Origin of the sequence: Streptomyces coffeae (genome assembly GCF_016741875.1) — a bacterium.
GTDB lineage: Bacteria > Actinomycetota > Actinomycetes > Streptomycetales > Streptomycetaceae > Streptomyces > Streptomyces coffeae.
On the sequence record NZ_JAERRF010000132.1, the window covers coordinates 1 to 1,179 of the forward strand.

Sequence of the window (1,179 nt, forward strand, 5' to 3'; positions counted from 1 at the left end):
CTAGTGGCTCGTCAGGACCTTGGCGGGGTAATCGGTCCGAGCGCGGATGGGTGAGTCAGGGGCGAAGTTGGTCTTCGGCTCGGCGCGGGCGTTGTGCCAGCGGGTGTAAGCGGCGATGGCGGCGTTCTGTTCGTCGTGGCTGCGATGGTCGGTGCCGTTGAGTGCGAAGTAACGCAGGGCCGCGAACTCGGCTTCGATCCAGTTCAGCCAGGAGCCGTAGGTCGGAAGGAAGACCAGCTCGATGTCGTTGTCGGCTGCCCAGGCTCGGACGTGTGCGTGCTTGTGCGGGGAGAAGTTGTCCAGCACCACGTATAGCTTCTCGCCGGGCCAGCGGGCGCGCAGCCCCTTGAGGAGGGCGAGGAACTCGCGCCAGCGCTTGCGTGGGCGGATGCGGTAGTACAGCTTGCAGGTGGCCAGGTCGAGGGCGGCGAGCATGTGCCTGACACCGCTTGTGCGGTGGTAGGTGGCCCGCAGCCGGCGCGGACGCCTGACCGGCCCCCACGCTTTGCCCTTGCGGGGCATCAGATTCAGCGGACCGAACTCATCGACGCATATCACCCGCCCGTCGGCGGGCGGGGTGTCGTACAGCGTCAGGATGCGGTGCATCGTGGCGATGAAGTCCGGGTCGGTGGACGCCTTCCAGGTAGTGGTGGTCTTCCAGGAGACCTTGCCCTCGCGCAGAATCCGGCGCAGGGTCTCCCGGCTGATGGCCGCGGTCACCTTCTGCTTGATGAGGTGATCGGCGAGCTTGCTCAGGCTCCAGGTGGAGAACGCGGTGATCTTCCAGTCCGCGGGGGACGTCCGGGCGATCAGGCAGATGTGGTCACGCACCTCGTCACTGATCCTCTTGGGGCCTCCCGCCGCTCCATATTGGGTCCAGTGCGTCGAACCCCCGCTCGTTGAAGGTGTGGATGACATCGCGGACGTAGTCCTCACCAACCTGCACCAGCGTGGCGATGTCCTTGACCGTCTGGCCTTGAGCGGACATCAGCACCACGATCGCCCGTCGGAGTTTCACCCGATCCTTCGCGGTCCGGCTGATCCGCTCCAACGTCCGGCCCTCGTCCATCGTGACCGGCCGGACGAACACACTCGGTCGACGTCCCACGACCACTTCCGAGATCAGGTCTTGGAGACAGTCTGCTCACCGACGAGCAACGGGTCGATTACCCGGCCAAG

Annotated in this window: 2 protein-coding genes; both read right to left on the reverse strand. The window is 65.6% G+C overall.

What is annotated here, in order from left to right; genetic code table 11:
• Positions 1-831 carry an IS630 family transposase gene (locus JK363_RS41285; RefSeq protein ID WP_201883467.1) on the reverse strand — a complete coding sequence of 277 codons (831 nt, stop codon included), beginning with the start codon at positions 829-831 and terminating at the stop codon, positions 1-3.
• Between the two features lie 4 nt (positions 832-835).
• On the reverse strand, positions 836-1,108 hold the full coding sequence (locus JK363_RS43635; RefSeq protein WP_201883468.1) for a helix-turn-helix domain-containing protein: 273 nt from the start codon (positions 1,106-1,108) through the stop codon (positions 836-838).
• Positions 1,109-1,179 lie beyond the last annotated feature (71 nt).